Origin of the sequence: Pseudomonas sp. NFACC16-2 (genome assembly GCF_900119205.1) — a bacterium.
Classification (GTDB): domain Bacteria; phylum Pseudomonadota; class Gammaproteobacteria; order Pseudomonadales; family Pseudomonadaceae; genus Aquipseudomonas; species Aquipseudomonas fluorescens_Q.
On sequence record NZ_FPIX01000039.1, the window covers coordinates 23425 to 44490 of the forward strand.

17 protein-coding genes are annotated in these 21066 nt (G+C 63.2%); 6 read left to right on the plus strand and 11 right to left on the minus strand.

What is annotated here, in order from left to right:
* Positions 1-87 precede the first annotated feature (87 nt).
* The 5 genes from BT116_RS24085 to BT116_RS24105 all read right to left on the minus strand — a co-directional run bounded on the left by BT116_RS24085 (position 88) and on the right by BT116_RS24105 (position 6963).
* Positions 88-3186: an error-prone DNA polymerase gene (locus BT116_RS24085; protein ID WP_218189685.1), complete on the minus strand. Its 3099-nt coding sequence runs from the start codon at positions 3184-3186 to the stop codon at positions 88-90.
* Complete coding sequence (locus BT116_RS24090; RefSeq protein WP_072347640.1) at positions 3162-4583, minus strand: Y-family DNA polymerase; 1422 nt, start codon at positions 4581-4583, stop codon at positions 3162-3164. The genes BT116_RS24085 and BT116_RS24090 overlap by 25 nt, the downstream gene beginning before the upstream one ends.
* 7 nt (positions 4584-4590) lie before the next feature.
* Positions 4591-5223, minus strand: coding sequence for a translesion DNA synthesis-associated protein ImuA (gene imuA / locus BT116_RS24095; RefSeq protein WP_072347642.1), 633 nt, complete (start codon positions 5221-5223; stop codon positions 4591-4593).
* Positions 5223-5840, minus strand: a complete 618-nt coding sequence (gene lexA / locus BT116_RS24100; RefSeq protein ID WP_072347644.1) for a transcriptional repressor LexA — start codon at positions 5838-5840, stop codon at positions 5223-5225. Before lexA ends, imuA begins: the two co-directional genes overlap by 1 nt.
* 79 nt (positions 5841-5919) lie before the next feature.
* Positions 5920-6963, minus strand: a complete 1044-nt coding sequence (locus BT116_RS24105) for an AraC family transcriptional regulator (protein ID WP_072347646.1) — start codon at positions 6961-6963, stop codon at positions 5920-5922.
* 206 nt (positions 6964-7169) lie between these two features.
* Here BT116_RS24105 and BT116_RS24110 point away from each other — a divergent pair, with 206 nt between their 5' ends.
* Positions 7170-8114: a SphA family protein gene (locus BT116_RS24110; RefSeq protein ID WP_072347648.1), complete on the plus strand. Its 945-nt coding sequence runs from the start codon at positions 7170-7172 to the stop codon at positions 8112-8114.
* 216 nt (positions 8115-8330) lie between these two features.
* On the opposite strand, the gene BT116_RS24115 is transcribed toward BT116_RS24110, so the two are convergent.
* The 3 genes from BT116_RS24115 to BT116_RS24125 all read right to left on the minus strand — a co-directional run bounded on the left by BT116_RS24115 (position 8331) and on the right by BT116_RS24125 (position 11282).
* Complete coding sequence (locus tag BT116_RS24115) at positions 8331-9629, minus strand: D-arabinono-1,4-lactone oxidase (protein WP_170845983.1); 1299 nt, start codon at positions 9627-9629, stop codon at positions 8331-8333.
* A gap of 115 nt (positions 9630-9744) precedes the next feature.
* A complete protein-coding gene (locus tag BT116_RS24120) occupies positions 9745-10116 on the minus strand; it encodes a c-type cytochrome (RefSeq protein WP_072347652.1) in 372 nt (123 codons plus the stop codon).
* Positions 10117-10397: 281 nt separating this feature from the next.
* Positions 10398-11282 carry a LysR family transcriptional regulator gene (locus BT116_RS24125; RefSeq protein WP_063322025.1) on the minus strand — a complete coding sequence of 295 codons (885 nt, stop codon included), beginning with the start codon at positions 11280-11282 and terminating at the stop codon, positions 10398-10400.
* A gap of 130 nt (positions 11283-11412) precedes the next feature.
* On the opposite strand from BT116_RS24125, the gene BT116_RS24130 reads away from it, so the two are divergent.
* Complete coding sequence (locus BT116_RS24130) at positions 11413-13056, plus strand: GMC family oxidoreductase (RefSeq protein WP_072347654.1); 1644 nt, start codon at positions 11413-11415, stop codon at positions 13054-13056.
* A gap of 203 nt (positions 13057-13259) precedes the next feature.
* The gene (locus tag BT116_RS24135) at positions 13260-14882 is read left to right on the plus strand and encodes an MFS transporter (protein ID WP_072347656.1); all 1623 of its coding nucleotides are present in this window, start codon (positions 13260-13262) and stop codon (positions 14880-14882) included.
* 138 nt (positions 14883-15020) lie between these two features.
* Here the strand turns inward: BT116_RS24135 and BT116_RS24140 are convergent, their stop codons facing one another.
* The gene (locus tag BT116_RS24140) at positions 15021-15428 is read right to left on the minus strand and encodes a response regulator (RefSeq protein WP_072347658.1); all 408 of its coding nucleotides are present in this window, start codon (positions 15426-15428) and stop codon (positions 15021-15023) included.
* Between the two features lie 241 nt (positions 15429-15669).
* On the opposite strand from BT116_RS24140, the gene BT116_RS24145 reads away from it, so the two are divergent.
* Together BT116_RS24145 and BT116_RS24150 are read left to right on the plus strand one after the other, a co-directional pair.
* A complete protein-coding gene (locus tag BT116_RS24145) occupies positions 15670-17616 on the plus strand; it encodes a DNA topoisomerase III (protein WP_072347660.1) in 1947 nt (648 codons plus the stop codon).
* Positions 17617-18305: 689 nt separating this feature from the next.
* Positions 18306-18635: a hypothetical protein gene (locus BT116_RS24150; RefSeq protein ID WP_063322033.1), complete on the plus strand. Its 330-nt coding sequence runs from the start codon at positions 18306-18308 to the stop codon at positions 18633-18635.
* Positions 18636-18697: 62 nt separating this feature from the next.
* On the opposite strand, the gene glsB is transcribed toward BT116_RS24150, so the two are convergent.
* The gene (gene glsB / locus BT116_RS24155; RefSeq protein ID WP_072347662.1) at positions 18698-19606 is read right to left on the minus strand and encodes a glutaminase B; all 909 of its coding nucleotides are present in this window, start codon (positions 19604-19606) and stop codon (positions 18698-18700) included.
* A gap of 176 nt (positions 19607-19782) precedes the next feature.
* Between glsB and BT116_RS24160 the strand changes: the two genes are divergently transcribed.
* Positions 19783-19977 carry a hypothetical protein gene (locus BT116_RS24160; RefSeq protein ID WP_072347664.1) on the plus strand — a complete coding sequence of 65 codons (195 nt, stop codon included), beginning with the start codon at positions 19783-19785 and terminating at the stop codon, positions 19975-19977.
* Positions 19978-19986: 9 nt separating this feature from the next.
* Here BT116_RS24160 and BT116_RS24165 read toward each other — a convergent pair whose 3' ends face one another.
* Positions 19987-21006 (minus strand): hypothetical protein, encoded by a 1020-nt coding sequence (locus tag BT116_RS24165; protein WP_072347666.1) that lies wholly within the window; start codon positions 21004-21006, stop codon positions 19987-19989.
* Positions 21007-21066: the final 60 nt, after the last annotated feature.

Sequence of the window (21066 nt, forward strand, 5' to 3'; positions counted from 1 at the left end):
CAGGGGGTTGCTGCGCAACCCAGCGGGGATAAATCCCCTCGCCACGTAATTCCGATACCCCAGAAATCGTGTCTCCAGCCTGCGGGTTCAGCGAAAGTCACGGCTTTGCACCTGGATACCCGCCAACAACTCGGTCAGGTCGCTCAAGCGCCCGGCAATCAGGTGGCGGACCTCGCCGACGCTTTCCCAGCGCCCGTCGACCTTGAGCAGTTGCGAGCCCACCAAGGTCTTGCGCTGGCGTTCGGCCAAGTCGCGCCAGACCACCACGTTGAGGTTGCCGAATTCATCTTCCAGGGTGACAAAGGTCACCCCGCTGGCCGTGCCCGGACGTTGGCGACCGGTCACCAGCCCGGCGACGCTGACATTGCGGCCATGCTCCACCTCTTGCAGCTCCCGTGAGCTGCGGCAGCGCCGTGCGCGCAGTTCGGGGCGCAGCAGGGCCAGTGGATGAGGGCCCAGTGTCGTGCCGAGCGTGGTGTAATCGGCAAACAGGTTTTCCCCCAGCGTTGGTTTTGGCAGGGCCACGGGCGGTTCCTCCTGGCAGGGCAAACCGGCGAACAAGCCCAGTTGTTTCTGCACCCCGGCCACTTCCCAGCGGGCACGATGGCGATCACCGGCCAAGCCCTGCAAAGCCCCCGCATCGGCCAATTGCGCCTGGGCCCGGGCATCGAGCTGCGCGCGCTCGCCCAAGTCAGCCACGTCGCTGAAGGGCCGATGCCGGCGGGCCGCTTCGATACGGCGGGCATCCTCTTCGCGAAAGCCCTTGATCATGCACAACCCCATGCGGATCGCCGGTTGTCGACCGTCCATGGGCTCGAGGCTGCAATCCCAATCGCTGGCGCGCACGTCCACCGGGCGGATCGACAGTTGATGCCGGCGGGCATCCTGGAGGATCTGGTCCGGGCTGTAGAACCCCATCGGCCAACTGTTGATCAGGGCACAGGCGAACGCCGCCGGTTCGTGGCATTTGAGCCAACTGCTGGCGTAGGTCAGCAAGGCGAAACTGGCGGCGTGGGATTCCGGGAAGCCGTAATTGCCGAAGCCTTTGATCTGTTCGAAAATTTGCGCGGCGAACTCAGCGGTGTAGCCGTTTTTTTTCATCCCCTGTGCCAGGCGCTCCCGATGGGGCTCCAACCCACCGTGACGTTTCCAGGCCGCCATGGAGCGACGCAATTGGTCTGCCTCACCCGGGGTGTAATCGGCCGCGACGATGGCGATCTGCATGACCTGCTCCTGGAACAAGGGAACACCCAGGGTGCGATTGAGCACTTGCTTCAACGCTTCAGAGGGATAAGTCACCGCCTCTTCTTTGTTTCTGCGGCGCAGGTACGGATGCACCATCCCACCCTGGATCGGCCCGGGGCGTACGATGGCCACTTCGATGACCAAATCGTAGAACGTCTTGGGCCTCAGCCGAGGCAACATCGACATCTGCGCCCGGGACTCGATCTGGAACACACCGATGGTGTCGGCGCGACTGATCATTTCGTAGGTCGCCCGATCATCCTTGGGCAGCGACGCCAGGGCGTAGCGCTGGCCCCGATAGCGCTCGATCAAGTCGAAACAGCGACGAATCGCACTGAGCATGCCCAGGGCCAGGATGTCCACCTTGAGTAACCCGACCGCGTCCAGATCGTCCTTGTCCCACTGGATGATGGTGCGCTCGGCCATGGCAGCGTTTTCCACCGGCACCAGGGTGTCCAGGGGTTGCTCGGAAATCACGAAGCCACCAGGGTGCTGGGACAAATGCCGGGGAAAACCGATCAATTGCCGGGTCAGGCTCAGGACCCGGCGCAACACCGGGCTGTCCGGGTCGAAGCCACCTTCACGCAAACGCTCCACTGGCGGCGCCTCGTCGCTCCAGCGGCCACAGCAATCGGCCAGGGCGTTGACCTGGTCCGGCGGCAAGCCCAGGGCCTTGGCCACATCGCGCACCGCCCCGGCGCCGTGGTAACTGCTGACCACCGCCGTCAATGCCGCGCGATGACGACCGTAGCGCTGGAACACGTACTGCAGCACTTCCTCGCGACGGTCGTGTTCGAAGTCGACGTCGATGTCCGGCGGCTCGTTGCGCTCCCGGGACAGGAAGCGTTCGAACAACAGGCTGGTAAGGCTGGGATCGATTTCGGTGATGCCCAAGGCGTAGCACACCGCCGAGTTGGCCGCCGAACCACGCCCTTGGCAAAGAATATGACGGCTGCGGGCGAAGCTAACGATGTCCTGTACGGTGAGGAAATAGCTGTCATAACCCAGCTCGGCGATCAGGCTCAGCTCCTTGTCGATCTGTGCCCGCACTTTGTCTGTCACGCCATCCTTCCACCGCTCGCGCATGCCGCGCTCGGTCAGCTCTCGTAGCCAGGACGCCGGATCATGCCCCGCGGGCACCAGCTCACGGGGGTATTGGTAACGCAGTTGGCCGAGGTCGAAGGTGCAACGCCGGGCGATGTTCAGGGTATCGTCGAGCAAGGCCCGCGGATAGAGATCGGCCAGATCCTCGCGGCGGCGCAGGTGGCGCTCGCCGTTGGGGTGCAAGCGCTGGCCGGCCTCGGCTACCGTGACGTGGTGACGGATGGCGGTCATGGTGTCCTGCAGGGCACGACGGCCGCGCACGTGCATGTGCACATCACCACTGGCCACGATTGGGAGATCCAAGCGTTCGGCCAGCGCCAACGAGTCTGCCAATCGGCGGCGGTCGTCCTGTGCGCAATGCAACTGGACCGTCAGCCACAGGCGCCCGGCAAAGGTCGACTGGAGCCAACGGCCATGTTCCTCGGCATCTTTGCCCTCGGCTATCCATAACGCCAGCAGCCCCGACAAGGGCTGGTCGAAGTCCTCTCGCACGATGCGATAGTGGCCCTTCTCGCTGCGACGCCGGGCGCGGGTGATCAGCCGGCACAAGGCTTGATAGCCTTCCAGGTCTTCCACCAGCAACACCAGTTTCGGGCCGTTCTCGACCTGGATTTCGCTGCCGACGATCAGTTGCAGCTCCAGCTCCTTGGCCGCCTGCCAGGCCCGGACGATTCCGGCCAAGGTGCATTCGTCGGTGATCGCCAGGGCCTGGTAGCCCTGCTGCTTGGCGCGACGGCACAATTCCAGGGCACTGGAGGCACCGCGCTGGAAGCTGAAGTTCGACAGGCAATGCAGCTCGGCATACTCAACGCTCATGCGAACCAGCCCTGCAGCCACAGCGGCCCGCCCTCGCCCACCGGTCGATAGGCCCAGCCACGTTGTCCGCGGCGGGTTTCGATCAGGTAATAGTCGCGGCGCACATCCGCGCCGTCCCACCAACCGGTCTCGATGCGCTCGGGGCCCATGAGGATGTGCGCCTGACCTTGCGCCAATGCCTGGGGCTCCTCCAGCAACCAGCCGGGACGCTGCACACCGTCGCGCACCGGACAAGCCTGGGATCGGGGCTGGGACGTCATCTGCCAGGCGCACTCAGGCCGATGGTCGTCGCGAAACCCCAGGCCCTGCACGGCGTCATCCCCCAGCCGGGCCCGCAAGCGTTCGCGCAGTTGCTCCCAGGGCAATGATTGTTGGGGACGCTCGTCGAACAGCTCCAGGCGCTGGGGCACGAAGCTCGGCAGGTCCTCGGCACACAAGCGAAAACCCCGCACCGGGGCCTTGACCTGCACCTGTTCCAAGCGACCGCGGGCCAGTTCGAAGAGCATCGCCGGGGCCCGCTCGGCGCTGAGCAGGCCGACCTTGATCACTGTATCCGGCAACCCGGCGTGCTCCAGGTGCAGGTCAAAGCGCTGCACGCCGCTGTCGCGTCCGCAGAGGAAGGCCGACAGGTCACCGGTCAGGCGGCGCAACGGAAACAACAGCGCCTGATGGGATTGCACGTCATAGTTGAGCTCGATGCGCACATCGAAACGGTCTGGCGGCAGGTAGAACGACAGCGCCAGGGTGCGACTGCCCGTCAGCGCGTCGAGGTGCTTGAGCACCTGGGCTTCGAAGCGCCGAGCCAGGGTCTGCCGGGGCAAGGCCTGGACCTGGCTCAAGCGGCGCAGGCCCATGCGCGACAGCGCCGTGGCGACGTCGGGTTCCAGGCCGATTCGCTCCACAGGCATGTCTCCCAGGCACTGTTGCAAGGTCTCGGCGTCGGGCACCACCAGGGCGTCATAGGCATTGGCCAACACCCGCGCCGCCACCGGATTGGGAGCGGCGACGATGCGATGACGAAAGCCCAGCTCGGTCAGCTCGGCCCGCAAGCGCGCCTCGAACACCGGCCAGGGGCCAAACAGGCCAAGGCTCGACTCGATCTCGAACAGCAGCGTACGCGGATAATGCACGCTGACCTGGGCGCTGAAACGGTAGGCCCAGGCCGCCAGGAACTGTTGCCAGTGTTCGATTTGCGCCGCGTCGTATTCGGCGGTGGCAAAGCCTTTGCTTAAGGCCTGGGCGGCGGTCATGGTCTGGCCGGGACGCAAGCCCAGGGCTCGTGCCGGCGCATTCACCGCTTGCAGCACACGACGCTGGGCCGGACCGGTCAGCAATGCCAGGGGCTGGTCAGGATCGGGGCGCTGACGCAGCGCGGCGTCCAGCGCCAATTGCGGGAAGAGAATACAGACCCAGCGCATCGCAACCTCAATGCCCGGTTTGTGTGGCGAGCGTGGCAAAGGCAATCGGCGCCGAACGAGCCAACCCGCCGCGGCACTTGAGCACGCGCAATTGCGCCGGTCGGGTATCGATGGCGATGCGCAGCGCCGCCGGCGACGGGTTGATGGCTTCCTGGATCGAGCGCCAGGCGAACGCCAGGGTCTGGCCGGTTTCCGCCGCCACTTGCAGGCGGCGCAGGGCCCGGTCGTCCGCCTGGCGGGGCCAGCACAGCACCGCGCCGCAGCTGCCCGAGCGCAGACATTGTTCGGTGGCCCACAGGGCATCGCGTTCATCGGCCCGGATCACTGACAGATGGCGCAGGTCTACCCCGGCGTTCTGCCAGGCCTGGGGATAAGGCACGAACGGCGGCGCCACCAGCACGATCCGCTCCCCCGCCGCCGACAACCGCGCCAGGGTCGGCCACACCAGTTGCAACTCACCCACGCCCGGCGCGGCGATAAGCAATTCCGTCAACGCCGCTTCCGGCCAGCCGCCACTGGGCAACGCCGCATCCAGTGCCGCATGGCCGGTGGGTTGTGGGCTGGCGGCCGGAGGCGCAGGCCGGCCCTTCCAGACCTGGCCGCCATTGAACAGCGTGTCCAGCGCAACGACAGCGCCCATCAGCCTTGCCTCAACAGGCCACAGAACACGCCTTCAATGGCCAGGTCCCGGTCGGCTTCGACGATGATCGGCTGGTAGGCCGGGTTGCGCGGCAGCAGGCGCACCCGTTCGCCGATTCGCTCGAAGCGCTTGATGGTGACTTCACCGTCGAGCCGTGCCACGACAATCTGGCCGTTGGAGGCCTGGGGGGTGCGCTGCACGCCCACCAGGTCGCCGTCGAGAATACCGTCCTCGATCATCGAGTCGCCTTGGACCCGCAGCAAGTAATCCGGCGCCTTGGTGAACATCGCCGGGTCCAGCATCAAGCGGCTGTGGACCTCGGCATCGGCGCCGATCGGCAAGCCGGCCGCTACTCGTCCCAGCACCGGGACGTCCAGCAGCTCGGGGCGCGCGGGCTGATTCAGCAAGCGGATACCCCGGGCCTGGTGCGGATTGACTTCGATAAAACCGGCTTCGGTCAGCGCCAGCACATGCTTGCGCGCCACGCTGCGGGAGGCGAAACCGAACGCCTCGCTGATTTCAGCGAGGCTGGGAGGCTGGCCCTGATCGGCGATGCGCTCGCGGATGAAGGTCAGGATGGCGGTGCGGCGGGGAGTGAGAGTCGTCATGGAGTACATTTGTACTCTTTAAGGATTTTTCTGACAAGCGCCGCCAGTCAGTTCACAGCTCGGGCCGAGGTGTTCGACACCCCAGTGGCTAGAGCCGGGCGTCGGCGCTCTCATTGCGAAACGCGCTCGGGCTCATGCCGGTCCAGCGCCGGAACGCCCGGCGGAAACTGCGCACATCGCTGTAGCCGACTTCTTCGGTGATGCGTTCGATGGACAGTTCCGGGTTGGCCAACAGGTTCAGGGTCCGGCCACGGCGCACTTGTTCGAGCAGGGCTTCGAAAGTCAGGCTGTGTTCGGTCAGGCGCCGACGCAAGGTGCGGCTGCTCATATTGAGATCGCTGGCGATTTTCTCGATGTGGCTGCCCCGAGTCAGGTCCCGGGCAATCGCCCGTTCCACCGCCTGGATCAGATCGATTTTCTGGTGCACCTCGGTGGCCTCCTGCTCCAGCAAGGCCAATGCCTGGCGCAGGGCCAACGGATGGTGATTGGGCAAACGCATGTCCAGCCAGCGCACGTCGATCAGCATGCGATTGTGTCGGCAACCGAAGCGCACCTCCGGCCCCAATATCCGCTGATATTCCTGGGCATAGGACGGCGCGGCGTGCATGAACTCCACGGCCAGGGGTTTGAAATCGGGCCCCGCCAAGGCCCGGCCATAGACCATCAGGCTGGCGAAGAACTCTTCCACGGCAAACACCTGGATCTCGGCGAAAGGCAGCCGGCAGGTCGCCTCGACCATGATCCGGTCAGTGGCTTCTTCAACGCTGGTCACCGCGATGCCGCCGGTGGTGTGTTGGTAACGAACCCCCAGGGCAAAGGCATCGCGCAGGGTTTCGCACAATGATAGGACGTGGCCCAGCAGGCCGAGGGTGCCAAGCACGTTGCGGTCCCCCACCCACAACCCCAGTCCCTGGTCAGGCACCAGCTTGAGCGCCCGTTGAATCATGACCACGGCCTGGCGGTAGGAAATGCGCTGGGCGGGATCTTGCAGATCATCAAGGCCGAACCCCAGGCCGCGACACAGGCTGGCGGCATCGAAGCCCTTGTCCGCCACAACCTCGGCCAGGGTCTGTAGCAGGAATGGCGATACCAACGCCAATTCATAGGTCGGGTCGATGACTTTCATCTGCATGGGGCGGGTTCCGGAGCACGTTAGGTGGCGTTTTTGTAACCGGTTATTTCACAAAGTTAGCATGCCCTGGCGGATCGAGGGGTACAAAAATCTGGCCGCCCAAGTCCCCTGTATGGCCGCCAATACCCTGCCCTGTTGGCGGCGAACGGCTTATTTGTATGGCTCGGACTTTCGGTGCATTTCCAACAATAATAATGAGCCCCCACATGAACCCGATCCGCACGACATTCGCCTTGCAACTGACCCTCGGCCTGGCCTGCGGCGGTGCCCTGCCCGCCCTGGCTACCGAATCGGGGGTGGACAACATCGGCCCTGGCACCGACGGCTTTTTTGTGTTGCCGCTGGAGGTCGACAGCCTTCCGGACCACATGGTCGCGTTCAACCTCTACTACAACCATTACAAGGCCCGGAAATTCAACATCAGTTCATTGGGCGGCGAACTGCCGGATGTCGAAATCGAATCCACGGCAGTGGTCCCGCGCATCGATTACCTGAGCCCGTTGCGGGTGGCCGGTGGGCGCGCGGGGATCTACATCGCCCAACCCTGGATCAAGCAGGAAGTGTCGGTGTTCGGCCTGCATGACACCCGCGAAGGCATGGGCGACACCACGATTTCGCCCATCGTGCTCTGGGACATGGGCAAGAACCTGACCCTGGCCGCGGCGGTGGAAATCACCGTACCGACCGGCGAATACAGCACCGATCGACTAGCCAATACCAGCAACAATTTCTACACCTACAAGCCGCTGTTTTCCTTCACCTGGCTACCCACGGAAAACACCGAGGTGTCGATGAAAACCACCTACAGCTTCAACCGCAAGAACAAGGACACCGACTACCGTTCGGGGCAGATCTTCCACTTCGATTATTCCGCCAGCTACCGCGTGACCGACAACGTGATGCTGGGGCTCAACGGCTACTACCTCAAACAGACCACCGACGACAAACAGTACGGCCGCACCGTGCAATTTGCCGGGCAGGACGTCGACGACGGCGTACGCGGCCAGGTCTTTGCCATCGGCCCGGCGCTGCACCTGACCTTCCTCAAGTACGCCAGCGCCGAAATCCGCTGGGCCAAGGAGTTTGCAGTGGAGAACCGCACCGAGGGCGAAATGCTCTGGGCCAAGGTCAGTATTCCGTTTGCGTTCTAGAGTGTTTCACTGCACCTGTGGCGAGGGAGCTTGCTCCCGCTCGGCGGCGTAGCCGTCGTAAATCGGCTGACGCGATCTGCCTGCAAAGCAGTGTTTGCCGATTGGGGCCGCTGCGCTGCCCAGCGGGAGCAAGCTCCCTCGCCACAGGTTTTGTGCCTGACAGGAATGCCTGATGCACCGCCATCGCGAGCAAGCTCGCGCCCACAGGTTCTTCCTTCAGCTCAAACCCAGAATCGATGAAAGATGCCCATTGAGGAACTTGCCGCTGGGGTCCAGCGCCTGGCGCACCTCGGTGAATTCCGTCCAGCGCGGGTACAGCGCCTGGAGCGCCTTGGCGTTCAGGGAATGCAATTTCCCCCAATGCGGACGGCCCTGGTATTTCCAGAAAATCGGCTCGATGGCGGCAAAGAAATTGTGATGGTCCATCTGATAATGCTGGTGCACCGAGATCGAGCAACTGTCCCGGCCTTCGAACATGCTCAGGGCAATGTCGTCGGCCTTCACGTAGCGGTATTCAATGGGAAACCAGGTGCGCAGGTCCTTGTCGCGGATCAGCGCCAGAATCTCCCGCAGGCACGCCGGGCCGTGTTCGGCCGGCACCGAGTACTCCATCTCGTTGAAGCGCACGGTGCGCGCGTTGGCGTAGATGTCATGGGAGTCACCGACGCGGTCGTCGAAATCGGCCACCAGCCGCAGGCTGTTGAGCAGCGCTCGCCGGATCATTGGAAAGTCGCTGCCGTACTTGTCGAGGTTTTCGATCAGGCTGACGAAATCGTTGCCGCCCTCCTCCTCGGGGCTGATCGGCGGCGTGGCCGGATCCGTGGTTTCGTTCAGGGCGATCGACAACGCATAGTCGGAATGGGTGACGACCTGCATTTCCCAGTGCTGGTTGTCCCGGGTGTTGGTGCCCACGTCCTCGAGCAACTCCTCGGTTTTCGCCACCCACTGGTGCTCGCGCAAGCGATAGGCGGCGCGGTTTTGCAGGCGTACACGAGTCACCAGCCCCAGCGCGCCAAGGGACACCCGGCCGGCCTTGAATACTTCTGGATGCCGCTGGGCATCGCAATCGAGGACCGCGCCGCTGGCCGTCACCAGTTGCAGGCCGACCACTTGGGACGCGTACGAGCCGAAGGCCTTGCCTGTGCCGTGGGTCGAGGTGGCGATGGCACCGGCCAGGGTCTGGTAATCCACGTCGGCCATGTTCGGCAGTGCCTGGCCGATGGCCTTGAGCGCCGGACCCATGCGGGACATGGGCGTGCCACCGCCGAACTCGGCTTGCAGGCTGGCGGCATCATGAGCCAACAGGCCGCTGAAAAAACTCAGCGACAACAAGGTGCCGTCAGTGGGCACCAGGGCGCTGAAGGAATGCCCGGAACCCACCGGACGAATCCGCCCTTCGGCGCGCCTCACCACGTTCACCAGTTCATCGAGGTCCTTGGGGGCCAGGCGCGCCGCTGGCAAGCAACTCTGCGCACCGGACCAATTGCGCCAGGGAATCAGCCGCGGCGCGCGCATCAACTCGGCCAGGGCGCCCTGGTTGTCCAGGGCCGTAAAGGCTGCGACAACGCCAGCCTGTTGCAGCAACCGACGCCGTGAATAATCCATCGTCATGCCGTAGTACCCGTAGTTATTATTGGAAGTGATGACCGGACATGAAGGCGATCAGGGCCAGGAACTGTTCTTCGGAACAGTGCATGCACAGGCCCATCGGAGGCATGCCGTTGTAGCCGTTGATCGCGTGATCCAGCAGGGTGTCGGCGCCCTGGGCCACCCGTGGCGCCCAGGCGTTCGTATCGCCGGTCAACGGCGCCCCGGCACCGGGGTTGGCGTGGCAGAGCTTGCAGCTGCTGTCGTAGACCTGGGCCAACGCCGCATCGCTCGGCATGGCCGTGAATACCGTGGGCGCGGGCGGCTTGGCCTCATCGCCACACGCGGCAAGCAACGCGCCGAACGACACGACGGCAGCGGTTCGAAGCAGGAAGGAAGGCGTGATTGCCGACATAAGGCCCCTCTTGGCGGCGCAAGGGTTGCGCCTTTCTTGTTGTGGGTCTGGCAGTTCCCACACTAAGGCACGCCACCGCGTTGGCTTGAGGTCATTGGGGGCCATAAAAGGGGGCTTGGGCGGCCAGCACTGGAGAGTCGACGACTCTGTGGCGAGGGGATTTATCCCCGCTGGGGCGCGTAGCGGCCCTAATGTGTCGCCTCGGTATTTCAGGTAAACGATTTGGGGCTGCTGCGCAGCCCAGCGGGGATAAATCCCCTCGCCACAGGGGGACTACGTGGTCAGGGCAGCAGCAGCGCCTGCTCGCGCTCGCACAACTGCACCACGTAATCCCACAGCACCCGCAGGCGTACGGATTTGTGCAGTTCGCGACGGGTGCTGATCCAGTAGCTGCGGCGGATGGTTTCGTCCGGCAGCAACGGCACCAGCGTCGGGTCGCCGCTGGCCATGTAGCAAGGCAGCACGGCAATCCCCAGGCCGGAGCGCGCGGCCTGCTGCTGGGCGATGACGCTGGTGCTGTGGAACACCACCCGAGGGTTGCGGCAAAAGCTGTTGAGGAACATCAGTTCCTGGCTGAACAAAAGATCATCGACATACCCGATCCAGGCATGGCGGGCCAGGTCCTCGCGGCTGCGCAGCGCTGGCGAGCGGTCCAGGTAGGCCTGGCTGGCGTACAGCGCCAAGCTGTAGTCGGTGAGTTTGCGGGTGACCAGCAGGTCGGCCGCCGGGCGTTCGAGGTGGATGCTGATTTCCGCCTCACGGTTGAGGATGCTGACAAAGCGCGGCACCGCCACCAGTTCCACTTCCAGCCCCGGATAGCGCTGGAACAGCCCCTCCATGCGACAGGCGAGGAACATGATGCCCAGCCCTTCGGTCACCCCCAGGCGGATCTTGCCCAGGGGCGCACTGGACTGGGTGATGTCCTCCTGGGCCAGCAACGCCACGTTCTCCATGGCTTCGGCGTGCTTGAGCAGCGTCTCGCCGGCCGGGGTCAGTTCATAGCCCTGGGCATGCTGGACAAACAGCGCGGTGCCGAGGCTTTTCTCGATGGCCTCGATGTGCCGTGCCACGGTGGCGTGGGTGGTGTTCAGGCGCCGTGCAGCCGTCAGCAGACGCCCGCTGCGTTGCAGCTCCAGGAAATAACGCAGGTCATTCCAGTCGAACATGGGGCGATCCTTGAACGCGCCTGAAGGTATGACTGCTTATAAACGCACAGCCGCTGCGCAAAAACTAACATTCTTTTGACGAAAACTAACAACTAGGATGGATCCCACAACAACAAAAATGAGGTCGCGAATGCAACCTGTCGTCGATGAATACGATTACGTGATCGTGGGCGCCGGCCCTGCCGGATGCCTGTTGGCCAATCGGCTGTCGGCCCATCCGCAACACCGGGTGCTGCTGCTCGAAGCCGGCGGGCGCGACAACTATCCGTGGATTCACATCCCGGTCGGCTACCTGTTCTGCATCGGCAACCCACGCACCGACTGGTGCTTCAAGACCGAAGCACAACCTGGCCTGCAAGGCCGCGCCCTGAGCTACCCCCGCGGCAAGGTCCTGGGTGGCTGCTCTTCCATCAACGGCATGATCTACATGCGCGGCCAGGCAGCGGACTACGACGGCTGGGCCGCCGAGGGCAATTCTGGCTGGGCCTGGAACGACGTGCTGCCGCTGTTCCGCCAGAGCGAAAACCATTTTGCCGGCGCGTCCGAATTTCACGGCGCCGCAGGGGAATGGCGGGTCGAACGCCAGCGCCTGTCATGGCCGATTCTCGATGCGTTCCGCACCGCCGCCGAACAGAGCGGCATCCCCAACGTCGACGATTTCAACAGCGGCGACAATGAAGGCTGCGGCTACTTCCAAGTCAACCAGAAAGCCGGGGTACGCTGGAACGCGGCCAAGGCGTTTCTCAAGCCGATTCGCCAGCGCGCCAACCTCACGGTGTTGACCGACGTCGAGGTCGACCGCGTGTTGCTGCGTGATGACCGAGCTCACGCCATCAGCGCGCGCTGGCAAGGCAAGGGCATGACCTTCAAGGCCCGCAAGGAAATCGTCCTGTGCGCCGGGGCCGTGGGTTCGCCGGGGATCCTGCAACGTTCCGGGATCGGCCCACGCAGCCTGCTGCAACGCCTGGGCATCGGCGTGACCCATGAACTGCCCGGCGTCGGCGGCAACTTGCAGGACCATCTGCAACTGCGGCTGATCTACCAGTTGGAAAACGCCCGCACCCTGAACCAGATCGCCGGCACCCTGTGGGGCAAGATGGGCATGGGCCTGCGCTACCTGTACGACCGCAGCGGTCCGCTGTCCATGGCCCCCAGCCAACTCGGCGCGTTCGCCCGCTCAAGCCCGGAACAGACCTCGGCCAACCTCGAATACCACGTGCAGCCGCTGTCCCTGGAACGCTTCGGCGAACCGCTGCACAGCTTCCCGGCGTTCACCGCGTCGGTCTGCGACCTGCGCCCGCAAAGCCGTGGCCGGGTGGACATCCGCTCCGCCGACCCGCACGAAGCGCCGCTGATCCAGCCCAACTACCTGAGCCATCCCGAAGACCTGCGAGTCGCCGCCGACGCCATCCGCCTGACCCGCCGCATCGTCGCGGCCCCGGCCCTGAGCACGTTCAAACCGGTGGAATACCTGCCGGGCCCCAGCCTGCAAACCGAAGAAGAGCTGCACCAGGCCGCCGCCCGGATCGGCACGACGATTTTCCACCCGGTCGGCACGTGCCGCATGGGCCAGGATCGTGACGCGGTGGTGGATGCACAACTGCGTGTCCACGGCATCAAGGGCCTGCGCATTGCCGACGCCTCGATCATGCCGCGCATCACCTCGGGCAACACTTGCTCGCCAACATTGATGATTGCCGAGAAGGCGGCGCAGATGATGCTCAATCCCGCGATGAGGAACACCGACGTCGAAAAAGCACCTGCTACGGTCTGAAGAACAACAGAAACACCTGTGGGAGCGAGCTTGCTCGCGATAGCGGCCTGTCTGTCACCACAAGTTGAATGTGCCACCGTCATCGCGAGCAAGCTCGCTCCCACAAGGGGATGAGTCGATTCAAGGAAAGTGTGTCAAATCAGGAGACGCCACCCCGGCGTCGCAGTGGAACAACAAAAACAATCACTGTGAGGGATACCGCTATGTCCGAGCATGTTCAGCCCCTGGAAGCCACGCGCAGCGTCGGCACCAGCCAGGAAACCCAGAAAGTCATCTTCGCCTCGTCCCTGGGGACGGTGTTCGAGTGGTACGACTTTTTCCTCTATGGCGCCCTGGCGGCGGTGATCAGCAAGCAATTCTTCGCCGGGGTCAACGACACCACCGCGTTCATCTTCGCCCTGATGGCGTTCGCCGCCGGTTTCATCGTGCGCCCGTTCGGGGCATTGGTGTTCGGTCGGTTGGGCGACATGATCGGGCGCAAGTACACGTTCCTGGCGACCATCATCCTCATGGGCCTGGCGACGTTCTGCGTCGGCCTGCTGCCCAACTACGCCAGCATCGGCATTGCCGCGCCGATCATCCTGGTGGTGCTACGCATGCTCCAGGGCCTGGCCCTGGGCGGTGAGTACGGCGGCGCGGCGACCTACGTTGCCGAGCACGCGCCAATGGGCAAGCGTGGCTTCCACACCAGCTGGATTCAATCCACGGCCACCCTCGGGCTGTTGTTGTCGCTGCTGGTGGTGCTGGGCTGCCGCTATTTCACTGGCGACCAGTTCGAGGTCTGGGGCTGGCGCATTCCGTTCCTCCTGTCGATCCTGCTACTGGGCATTTCCACCTGGATCCGCCTGAGCCTGCACGAATCACCGGCCTTCCTGAAAATGAAAGAAGAAGGCAAGAGCTGCAAGGCGCCGATTCGCGAATCGTTCGGCAAGTGGGAAAACCTGAAAGTGGTGCTGATCGCCCTGTTCAGCATCAACGCCGGGCAAGCGGTGACCTTCTATGCCGCACAGTTCTACGTGCTGTTTTTCCTCACCCAGTTCCTGAAGATGGACCCGGCCCTGGCCAACAGCCTGCTGATTGTCAGCGTGGTGATCGGCGCACCGTTCTTCATCTTCTTTGGCTGGCTGTCGGACAAGGTCGGGCGCAAACCGGTATTGATGATCGGCCTGCTGCTGGCGACCGCCCTGTACTTCCCGATCTTCAAGACCCTGGCCCACTACGCCAACCCGGCCATCGACCAGGCCAGCCGCCAGGCACCGATCACCGTGATCGCCGACCCGGCCACCTGCACCTTCCAGTTCGACCCGGTGGGCAAGGCGCGTTTCGACAGCCCGTGCGACAAGGTCAAGACCTTCCTGGTCAAGCAAGGCCTGCCCTACAGCAGCGTCGCAGCCCCAGCCGGCAGCACGGTGCAGGTCAGCGTCGGTGACGTGAAACTCGAAGGCTATGACGAAGCGGCCCTGCGCGGCGCGGTGACCCTGGCAGGCTATCCGCAACAGGCCGACACCCAGCAGATCAACCGGCCGATGATCGTCGCCTTGATCGTGGCGCTGATCATCATCTCGGCGATGTGCTACGGACCGCTGGCAGCGTTGATGGTCGAACTGTTCCCGACCCGCATTCGCTACACCTCCATGTCCCTGCCCTATCACATCGGCAACGGCTGGTTCGGCGGCTTCCTGCCCACCGTGTCGTTCGCCCTGGTGGTCTACACCGGGGATATTTTCTATGGGCTGTGGTACCCGGTGGTGATCACCGGGGTGAGCCTGGTGGTGGGCATGATCTGCCTGCGGGAAACCCGGAGCGTGGACCTGGACAAGAACTGAGAAACGGCTGTTTCAGCAACATCTGTGGCGAGGGGATTTATCCCCGCTGGACTGCGAAGCAGTCCCGTTTTGACGGTTGCTACGCAACCGAGCGGGAGCAAGCTCCCTCGCCACAAGGTCTGGTTTCAGACCAAGCCATCAGTGCACCTGATGGCTTTTCACCGTACTTTCCACCAGATCCAGCATCTGCCCCAACGCCCAAGGCTTGGCGATGAAGGACGCGTGGTGCTTGATTCCGGCGCTTTCCGGCGTCTCGAAACCGGACATGATCAGCAGCGGTATCTGCGGCCAGCGGTCTCCGGTCAGGTTGGCCAGGTCCGCGCCATCGATCTTGCCGGGCATGGTGATATCGGTGAGCAGCAGATCGACGTAATCCGCGCTCTCCTCCAGAAACGTCAGCGCTGCGTCGGCGCTTTCCCGAGGCTCCACGACAAACCCTTCCTCCTCGAGGATTTCACAGAGGAACTCCAGGATGGTCGGATCATCTTCCACAACGAGAATCAAACGTGTAGTCGCCTGGCCGTTGCCATTTGGCATCGAATTCATGAAAGTGACTCTCCTTGACCTCATAAACCTTCTTTGCGGTAGCAACCGCCTTGAAGTTATGAGCAATACCCCTGCGAGAAATTCATTCTGCGTGCCAACAGGCCGCCGAATGTCATGCCAGACACCCCTTGGCAACGCAGCGCAACGTTTTTATCTGTATATCCATACAGATAAAACTTGCCCTTGCGCGCATCCATGACCATGCTACAACCCCATGAAACCTGCTCAGGAAAAGGGCGCTATGCAGCTGTACCTGTGTGAAAAACCGTCCCAGGCCAAGGACATCGCCGCCGTGCTCGGTGCCACGCGCCGTGGCGACGGTTGTTGGCTGGGCCCTGGCATCACGGTCACCTGGTGCATCGGCCACCTGCTGGAAACCGCCCCGCCCGACGCCTACGATGCGCGATACAAGCGCTGGGTACTGACCGACCTGCCCATCGTGCCGGCGCAATGGAAAATGACCGTCAAGCCGAAAACCGCCAGCCAGTACAAGGCGGTCAAGCGCCTGCTGGGGGAAGCGAAGGAATTGGTGATCGCCACCGACGCCGACCGCGAAGGCGAAATGATCGCCCGGGAGCTGGTGGAACATTGCCGTTATCGCGGACCGATCCGGCGGCTATGGCTGTCGGCCCTGGACGAAGCATCGATCCGCAAGGCCCTGGCCGCCCTCAAGCCGGGCGTCGAAACTTTCAACCTGTATCACTCGGCGCTGGGTCGCTCCCGGGCCGACTGGCTGATCGGCATGAACATGAGTCGCCTGTTCACCCTGCTGGGGCGTCAGTCCGGCTACCAGGGCGTGCTGCCGGTGGGCCGCGTGCAGACACCGACGCTACGCCTGGTGGTGGATCGCGACCGCAGCATCGCCGACTTCGTGCCGGTCGCCTATTGGGCCATCGACGTGCAGCTCAGTCACGAAGGCATGGCCTTCACCGCCCAGTGGCGGGCCGACCCGGATGCCTGCGACGATCAGGAACGCTGCCTGAACCAGGCCCTGGCCCGAGACGCGGCCCAGGCCATGCGCAACGCCACCACTGCCCGGACACTGAAGGTGCGTACCGAGCGCCTGCGCGAAGCGGCGCCGTTGCCCTTCGACCTGGGCACGCTGCAGGAAGTCTGCTCGAAGAAACTCGGCCTCGGCGCCCAGGAAACCCTGGACATTGCCCAGTCGCTCTACGAGACCTACAAGCTCATCACCTACCCTCGCAGCGATTGCGGTTTCCTGCCCTTGAGCCAGCACAGCGAAGCACCGGCCATCCTGGCCGCCCTCGCCCAGGCCGACCCCAGCCTCGCGCCGCTGCGCGAGCACCTGCAGCCGCAGCGCAAATCCCGGGCCTGGAACGACGCCAAGGTCAGTGCCCACCACGGCATTATTCCCACCGCCGCCGCGAAGAACCTCGACAAACTCGCCGGCAAGCAGCGTGCGGTCTATACGCTGATTCGCGCACGCTACCTGGCGCAGTTCCTGCCCAACCACGAATACGACCGGACCCAGGCCGACTTCGACTGTGCCGGCCAGGCGCTGCGCGCCGTGGGCAAGCAGATCGTCGAACCCGGCTGGAAACGCGCCCTGCCCGAAGCGCTGGCGCCGGCAAAGGGCCGTGAAGCACCGGCACCGCAAACCTTGCCGGCACTGGCCGAAGGTCGCGATTGCACGGTGGACGAGGTGAAACCCAAGGACCTGTGGACCCAACCGCCCAAACCCTTCACTGAAGGCGACCTGATCAAGGCGATGAAGAACGTCGCCAAACTGGTGGAGGACCCGCTGCTCAAGCAGAAGCTCAAGGACACCACCGGTATCGGCACCGAAGCGACCCGAGCCTCGATCATCCAGGGGCTGCTCGACCGCGGTTACCTGGTGAAGAACGGCAAGGCCCTGTCGGCCACCCCGGCGGCCTTCAGCCTGATCGACGCCGTGCCCCGGGCCATCGCCGACCCGGGCACCACGGCCATCTGGGAGCAGGCCCTGGACATGGTGCAAAGCGGCGAAATGAGCCTGGAAGAATTCGTGACCCGGCAAGCCGCCTGGATGAGCAAGCACGTCGCCCGCTGCCAAGGCATGAACCTGACCATCAGCGGCCCGGCCAGCCCCGCCGGGCGAGGCGCGACCCCGTGGAAGAACAAGCGCAAGCCGGCCAAGCGCAAGGCAGCCGGTGCACCGCGCAAAGCGAGCAAGGCCAAGGCGACATGAGCCTGTCAGCGTCAGGTGGTCTTCCAAATACAGACTCTGTGGCGAGGGGATTTATCCCCGCTGGGTTGCGAAGCAACCCCAAGCCAGCCGCCCCTGTGTATCAGAACAACCTCACCAACCATTCGGGCCGCTTCGCGCCCCAGCGGGGATAAATCCCCTCGCCACAGAAAACACAGCTTTGCTTCTCAGCCATTTTTCATACCCAAACCATTTTGTCCGACAATATGTAGTGACCAAAAATAATCACTACAAAACCGTTGACGCCTCTGATTTGCCCTTGCATGATGCAGACGTCTCCCCGATCGGGAGTACAGGCAACTGTTTGAGCAAGCTCGTCTGACCGCCGAGCTGTTTTTTGGATAAGGGACTGCCCACAAGGCAGATTGAAGGTGCTGACCTGGCCTGACCGTCCGGTAACAAGGACGAGAAACGTCGGTGAAGATCCTCATGACGCACGTGGTTCAACCCTCGAAAGTTGACACTGCCTGAAGACTCTTCGCTGTTTCTCTTCGTTGTAGCGCATTTGCGTAGCAGCCCTTCGATAATACTACACAACCGATGCACGACCCCGTCGAAGTTCGACGGAAGCATGCTGACGGCCTGGTTTCGGTAGCAGGCAGGTACTGACCGAGTAGCGAAGTTTTTGCGAACCACCAGACAGATCAACCAAATGGTCAAGGGGCTTACACATGAATCTGAATAATCAACCATCTATTGATGAACTGGCTCGCATATTCGCAGCACACAAAGACACGCTCGACAGCCATATCCTGTGGATCAGCAAGACTGGCCAGGTGCATATGGACTGCCTGTCGCCCTACACCCGCGAAGACGAGTTCGAAAAGAACACGCATGAGCTGGGTGCCCGGCTGAAGATGTACCGCCGTGGCCAGGGCTATGTTGGCAAGAAGGCTGCGGCCGACAAAGACTTCATCGGTCGCGTGTTGCAAACGCTGACCCAGGCCTGGCAGTCGATGCAGAACACTTCCGAGGTCCGGGTCATCGACCGCCTCTGCTGATATCCCCTAACAAGAAGGCCCGCTCCTGAATCAGGAGCGGGCCTTTTTTGTGCGGCAGGAAACTAGAACACCGACCAGCCAATCCGCTGGCTCATCAATTCCAGCGCCGCCATGCCGGCCAGGGAGTTGCCGGCGGCGTTGAGTTCAGGCGACCAGACGCATACGGTGAACCGCCCCGGCACCACGGCGACAATCCCGCCACCGACCCCGCTCTTGCCCGGCAGGCCGACACGATAGGCGAAATTGCCAGCCTCATCGTACAAGCCGCTGGTGGCCATGATGGAGTTGACCTGCTGGGTCTGCCGGGCGCTGAGGATCTGTTCGCCACTGTGCTTGCAGAACCCGTCGTTGGCCAGGAAGCAGAACGCCCGCGCCAGGTCGATGCAGCTCATCCGCAGGGCGCAGTGGCTGAAATAACTGCGCAGCACCGCCTCCACGTCGTTATGGAAGTTGCCGAAGGATTGCATCAGATAGGCCATCGCCGCGTTACGGGCACGGTGCTGGTATTCCGAATCGGCCACCTTGCCGTCCACCATCACTTGCGGATTGCCTGATAAACGCCGCACGAAATCGCGCATCGACAACGCCGGGGCGGCGAAACGTGACTGGTTGATATCGCAGATCACCAACGCGCCGGCGTTGATGAACGGGTTGCGTGGTCGACCACGTTCGAATTCAAGCTGCACCAGGGAATTGAACGGTTGGCCGGACGGCTCATGGCCCAGGCGCTCCCAGATCGCTTCGCCGGAATGCCCGATGGCCTGCACCAGGCTGAACACCTTGGAAATACTCTGCACCGAAAACGCTGTTTCGGCGTCGCCGGCGCAGTACAACTCGCCGTCGTTGCCATACACGGCAATACCCAACTGGTTAGGCGCCACAGTGCCCAGGGCCGGAATGTAATCGGCCACCTTGCCCTGACCGATCAGGGGGCGAACCGCATCGAGGATCTCGTTCAACAGTGCTTGCATATGCGCGGGGTCCAGTCATTCCCCGTTCGAGTGCGGGGATACAGACGCTAGACGCTGGCGGGCGGCGTCAGAGCACACTGAATTGCCCTCGCCACAAGATGCAAGGGTTTTCACCAGCGCTTATCGCGAAATCAAGCGGTCTATAGTTGAGGGGATCAACCGATAGGAGGAACGCCATGCGTCAGATCGTGCAAAAAGAACCCTGGTGGGCCTCGCCACCCCAGCCCGGGCAGGATGAAAGCGAGCTGGAATGGGGCTGGCTGGTGATCTACAGCGAAGGCGAGCCGCGCTTCGAGTTCATCAAGGAACGCCCCTCGGACGAACAGATCCGCCAGCGCAAGGGGTGTCGTGTCACCCTCGGGTCAGAATGAGTCAGCCCGTCACGGCTTGATGGCCGGCAATGCCACCGCTCGATTGGCCAAGTCCGCCTCCACCAGGTTGCCTTCTATTTCCTCGTCCAGGTAGTACACCGGCGCCATCACCCCGCTGAGGGGATGCTTGAGCGACTTGAACCAGGCCTCATCGAACGCAGCACTCAGGCTTTTGCGGATCTGCGCCTCCATTTCCGGCCGCTCGCCCTCGTGGATGATCGCGCGAATACCCGCCACGCCCACCGAGATCAACGCCCCGGCCGCCTTCCCGGCGACCGCCGCCGCCGCGCCGGTCGCCCCGCGCGTGGCAAATTGCGCCTCGATTTTTTCGCTGGTGCGTTGCGCCACTGTTGCGATCACCGCCTCTGAAGGCCCGGCACCTGTGGCAGCGGCCTTGTTGACGTGGTCGATCAGGGCCGCATAAGCCGGCAGCGTGTTCAGCGGTTCGGTATGCACCACTTCGTACAACGAAGCGTTACGCGCCGCCGGCGGCCCCAGGTTGATGGCAGCAATGCCGTGCAGACGCCGGTTCATCAGTTCGTTCGGGATTTGATGCCGCAGGGCGATGACCTGGACCTGCTGATTGAGCTGGCGTACGTAGTAGTCCGTCGCGGCAGCCCTGATCGCCTCGGGATCAATTTCCATCGCCACCGGCTCCAACACCTGCTCACGATATTGTTCTTGCAGGTAAACCGCCAGGCGCTTGGCCGGGGAATCCTCCTCAGCCTTGGCACTGGCGGCATACCAACTGACCTTCACCGCCAGCCATTCCTGGGTCCAATAGCTGCTGAACCAGGGGATAAACTCAGCCTCGGTGCGCTCATAGACCAACACACGCCAATGTTCCATCGACCCGCGGGCGTAGAGCCCGGTCTGTTCGATAGCGCTTTTCGATGCTGCGATGATCTGCTGGTCCACCTGTCGCCAAGTGGCCTGGTCAATCGTCACCGTGGCAGCCTGTTGACCGCGCTGTGACGTGGCGCACCCCGCCAGAACGAGCATAACGGCCAGCATCAGCGAACGCAGCACGATCGCGCCACCCCGGATTCAGGTCACCCATGGCGTTGAGTATAGGTGGCGAGCAGCGAA